The sequence below is a fragment of the Achromobacter sp. genome (assembly GCF_057314935.1).
This window is the reverse complement of sequence record NZ_DBHKZA010000096.1, coordinates 1-4,151: the sequence shown is the minus strand read 5'-3', so window position 1 is coordinate 4,151 and position 4,151 is coordinate 1. Positions and strand designations below refer to the sequence as shown.

The window sequence follows — 4,151 nt, the reverse complement described above, 5'->3', positions numbered from 1 at the left end:
CCGCCGGTGATCAGGATCTTCATGATGGGATGCTCAATGGTTGGCAAGATAGGGGTGGGCCCAACCCAGCCCGGCAGACGTGCCGGCCTTGGGGCGGTATTCGCAGCCGATCCAGCCGGTATAGCCCAGCGCGTCGATCCGCTCGAACAGGTAGGGGTAGTTCAACTCGCCCAGGTCGGGCTCGTGCCGGTCGGGCACGCCGGCGATCTGGATGTGGCCGATGCCGGCCATGTCGCGCTGCAGCTTCACGGCGATGTCGCCTTCGACGATCTGGCAGTGGTAGCAGTCGAACTGCACTTTCAGGTTGGGTGCGCCGACCTCGGCGCAGATGGCTTGCGCGTCGTCTTGCCGGTTCAGGAAGAAGCCGGGGATATCGCGCGTGTTGATCGGTTCGATCACAACGGTGATGCCGGCCGAGGCCGCCGCGCGCGCCGCGAACGCCAGGTTCTTCAGGTAAGTGTCGCGGTGCGTCGCGCGGTCGTCGTCCGGCCGGATCAGGCCAGCCATCACATGCAGGCTGCGGTTGCCCAACTGGGCGGCGTACTCCAGCGCCTGCTCCACGCCGCGCTGGAACTCGCCTTCGCGGCCGGGCAAGGACGCGATGCCGCGTTCGCCGGCGCCCCAGTCTCCAGGCGGCGCGTTGAACAGGGCCTGCGTCAAGCCGTTGTCCTGCAACCGGGCCTTCAAGTCGGCGGCGGCGAATTCATAGGGGAACAGGAACTCGACGCCGGCAAACCCGTCTTGGGCAGCCGCCTGGAAGCGATCCAGGAAGGCGTGCTCGGCGTACATCATGGTCAGGTTGGCGGCTAGGCGCGGCATGGCGAATCCTTGAGTTCAAACGGTAAACGGCGCGGCGGCATCAGCGGTTGACCAGTTTGGCCGGCGTGAACCAGACCGCGATGGCGCCGATGACCAGCACGGCGGCCAGCACGTACATGCCGGATGCAGTCGAACTGGTCAGGTCTTTCAGGTAGCCGATCATGTAAGGGCTGGCAAAGCCTGCCAGGTTGCCGACCGAGTTGACGATGGCAATGCCTGCGGCCGCCGCGGTACCCGACAGGAAGGCGGTGGGCAGCGACCAGAACAACGGTGCGCACGTCAGCACGCCGGCCGCGGCCATCGACAGGCAGATCAACGACACCACGGTGTTGTCGGCAAAGGACGCCGCCGCGGTGAAGCCCACCGCGCCCGCCAGCGCCGGCACGATCAGGTGCCAACGGCGTTCGCGCCGCTTGTCCGCCGAGTGGCCCAGCAGGTTCATCACGACGATGGCGCAGAGGAACGGGATAGCGCTCAGCAGCCCGATGTTGAAGGCGCCCGTGACGCCGGTCGACTTGATCAGCGTCGGCATCCAGAACGTCAGGCCGTATTGGCCGGCGACGAAGGCGAAGTAGATCAGGCACATCCACCACACGCGTTTGTCCGAAAACACGGCGCGCAGCGAGTGCTTCTGCGTGCCCGTCTGCTTCTGGTCCTGCTCGATCTCGCGGGTCAGTATCTGCTTCTCATCGGCGGTCAGCCATTTGGCGCTGGAGATGCCGTTGTCCAGGTACATGACGGTGACCACGCCGATCAACAGCGCGGGGATGGCTTCGATCAGGAACATCCACTGCCAGCCCTGCAGGCCGTGCGTGCCGTGGAAGGCCTCCATGATCCAGCCGGACAAGGGGTTGCCGAAGATGCCGGCCACCGGAATGGCCGACATGAACAGCGCGATGATCTTGGCGCGGCGGTGGGCCGGATACCAATAGGTCAGGTACAGGATCACGCCGGGGTAGAAGCCCGCTTCGGCCAGGCCAAGGAGGAAGCGCAGGATGTAGAAGCCGGTGGGCGTCTCGACGAACATGAACATGCCGGACAGGATGCCCCACGTGATCATGATGCGCGCGATCCAGATCCGCGCGCCCAGCCGGTGCATGAGCAGGTTGCTGGGCACTTCGAACAGGAAGTAGCCGATGAAGAACACGCCGGCGCCCAGGCCGAACACGGTTTCGCTGAAGCCCAGGTCTTGCGACATCTGCAGCTTGGCGAAGCCGACGTTGACGCGGTCCAGGTACGCGATCACATAGCAAAGCATCAAAAACGGCACCAGGCGCCAGAACACCTTGGCGTACGCGCGGGCGGTCTCGCGGGATTCAGGCTGCGTCGCCGCAGCGGGCGCGGTCGACGCCAATTCCATCGGGGGCATGACAGGTCTCCAAGAGGGTGCGCCGCCGCGATACGCGCAACACGCGTCCGGGCGGCTTTGTACGAATGGGGGAATCTAGTAGCGCGCCCCGAAGGTCGCGCGCAGTTCTTCAATGGCGTCGGCGGCCAGCGGCGCAGGCCGGGGGTCGCTCATCAGCCACAGGCGGGCCGTTTCTTCCAGTTCTTCCAGCGCATAGGAAGCGTGCGCGACCGAGCGTTCCCACACCACCGGGCCCAGGCGCTCGAACAGCGCGCCGCGCACCTGCCCCGCCACCGCAGCGACCTCGGCGGCGGCTTGCGGGTCGCCAGGACGGCGGTAGCCGATCAGCGGAATACGGCCGACCTTCATGACCTGGTAGGGCGTGATGGGCGGCAGCACTTCATCTGGACGCCAGACGCCGGCCAGCGTCAGCGCGACCAGATGCGTGGAGTGCGTGTGAATGATGCCGCGCGACTCGGGGCTGGCGCGGTAGATGCCCTGGTGCAGCACCAGGGTCTTGGAAGGCTTGGCGCCCGAGACCCATTGGCCGTCCAGATCGACCTTGGCCAGTTCGGCGGGGTCCAGCCGGCCCAGGCAGGCGTCAGTGGGCGTGATCAGCCAGCCGTCGTCCAGCCGGGCGCTGATGTTGCCGGCGGCGCCGACGGTGTAGCCGCGGTTGTAGAGGCTGGCGCCGACGACGCAGATCTCTTCGCGGACGCGGGATTCTTCAGTCATGGAACGCCCCTGGCAAGCAGGGGCGCAACCGCAGGCAGACCCGCGGGAAAGCCGACTTCACAACCAGCATGATGACGTGTCTCTTGAATCTAAGTTATCGGGTCATCATACAAATTATGACTTTTGAACGGATACCGGGTAAACCCGTATCTGATGAAAAATTCCGCCGGCTTGCCCGCGTTGGCTACTGCGGCGCCGGTGCGAAACCGCGTCGCGGCGCGCCGGGTGCTGGAAAGCAACCCGGCTGCCGCTGAAGTCGGTGGCCTAGGATTGCGGTTTCGGCAACGCCGACAACATGCGCCGCGACTTCGTCAAGCGCCTGCAGGTAACGCCTGCGGACGACCGCCAGCGCTTCCTGCGGGACGCGTGGGCCTCACTCCAGCACGCGTCCCTTCGTTTCGGGCAGCAGCAGCGCCGTCACGATCACCACGGCGTAGGCCCCGGTGGCGAACGCCCCGATGGCCCAGCCCAGCCCGTGCGTCTGGCTCAAGAAGCCCACCAGGCTGGGGAACAGCGCACCGATGCCACGCCCGAAGTTGTACGCGAACCCCTGCCCCGACGCGCGCACCCCTGACGGGAACAGTTCGGTCAGATAGGCGCCGATTCCGCTGAAGATGCCGGATGCGGCAAAGCCCAGCGGAAAGCCCAGGAACAGCATCTGGCCGTCGGTCAGCGGCAATTGCGTGTAGACGTAGACGCTGACCGTGGACAGCACCGAAAAGATCAACAGGTTGGCGCGGCGGCCCAGGCGGTCGGCCAGATAAGCACCGGCGATGTAGCCGCAGAACGACCCGAAGATGATGACCATCAGGTAGCCGCCCGTGTTCAGCACGGACAGTTGCCGCTCGACTTTCAGGTACGTTGGCAACCACGTGGTGATGGCGTAATAACCGCCCTGCACTCCGGTGCACAGCACGGCGGTGATGACCGTGGTTTTCAACAGCGCGGGCGAGAAGATCGTCCAGAACGATGCGCGGGCCTCGCCGGCGTGCACCTTGGCCTGGGCCCGCTGGAACACCTCGGGCTCGGGCACGTTCTTGCGGATGTACAGCACCAGGAAGGCCGGCAGCACGCCGATCCAGAACAGGCTGCGCCAGGCCCACTCAGCGGGCAGGATGGAGAACGCGACCGTGTACAGGATGGCCGCGACGCCCCATCCGACCGCCCAACCGCTTTGCACGGTGCCAACGGCCTTGCCGCGATGCTCGGCCCGGACGATTTCGCCCATCAGCACCGAGCCCACGGCCCA

General features: G+C 65.8%; 4 protein-coding genes. All 4 read right to left on the bottom strand.

What is annotated here, in order from left to right; translation table 11 throughout:
* Nucleotides 1-33: 33 nt before the first annotated feature.
* A complete protein-coding gene (gene otnI, locus ACO6D5_RS25860; protein ID WP_485826971.1) occupies nucleotides 34-819 on the bottom strand; it encodes a 2-oxo-tetronate isomerase in 786 nt (261 codons plus the stop codon).
* Nucleotides 820-859: 40 nt separating this feature from the next.
* Complete coding sequence (locus tag ACO6D5_RS25855) at nucleotides 860-2,188, bottom strand: MFS transporter (RefSeq protein WP_485826970.1); 1,329 nt, start codon at nucleotides 2,186-2,188, stop codon at nucleotides 860-862.
* Nucleotides 2,189-2,263: 75 nt separating this feature from the next.
* Entirely contained in the window at nucleotides 2,264-2,902 is a 639-nt protein-coding gene (otnC, locus tag ACO6D5_RS25850; RefSeq protein ID WP_006227082.1) for a 3-oxo-tetronate 4-phosphate decarboxylase, read from the bottom strand.
* A gap of 373 nt (nucleotides 2,903-3,275) precedes the next feature.
* Nucleotides 3,276-4,151: MFS transporter (locus ACO6D5_RS25845; protein ID WP_485826969.1), on the bottom strand; the 876-nt coding region annotated here is incomplete at its 5' end.